Source organism: Neisseria sp. P0018.S001 (assembly GCF_051957355.1).
Taxonomy (GTDB): domain Bacteria; phylum Pseudomonadota; class Gammaproteobacteria; order Burkholderiales; family Neisseriaceae; genus Neisseria; species Neisseria subflava_A.
In genome coordinates this window covers 1-446 of sequence record NZ_JBQCWN010000072.1, presented here as the reverse complement: position 1 = coordinate 446, position 446 = coordinate 1, and the positions used below count along the sequence as shown (strand labels likewise).

At 47.3% G+C, this 446-nt stretch carries 1 protein-coding gene; it reads right to left on the bottom strand.

Annotated features, from left to right (window positions below; genetic code table 11):
• A partial coding sequence (locus ACTHTJ_RS10880) for a YqhA family protein (RefSeq protein ID WP_440362689.1) occupies nucleotides 1–373 on the bottom strand: 373 nt, incomplete at its 3' end.
• Nucleotides 374–446: the final 73 nt, after the last annotated feature.

Genomic DNA, 446 nt, shown 5'->3' with positions numbered 1-446 from the left:
ACATCGACAGCTTAACCTTTAAAACCGAAGCATTGACATGGCTGAGCCATTCGGGGTGGTCGGGATGTTCGTCAACGTGGAGGCGGGAAACGAAGGTTTCGTAGCCGACGACAATGACCATGGTCAACAGGTTGGCAATCATCACGACATCAATCAGGTTCAATACGGCGATCATGATGGTGTTTTCATCCATGATGCTGAAATTGGATACCAAGTGCCAAAGGGATTTGAGGAACTTACAGGCATAAATGACTTGGGCGATAATCAAGCCTATACAAATCGGCAGTTGCAGCCAGCGGCTGGCGAAAATGAAATGCGCGAAGATACCCATTCGTTCGTGGGTTGTGCGTTTGGTCGGGGTGGAATGTTCCATAAAATGTGTTGTGTGTAGGAAAGATAAGGGGCGGCATTTTCATGGCAAAGTTTTTAAGCTGCAATTTGAGTGG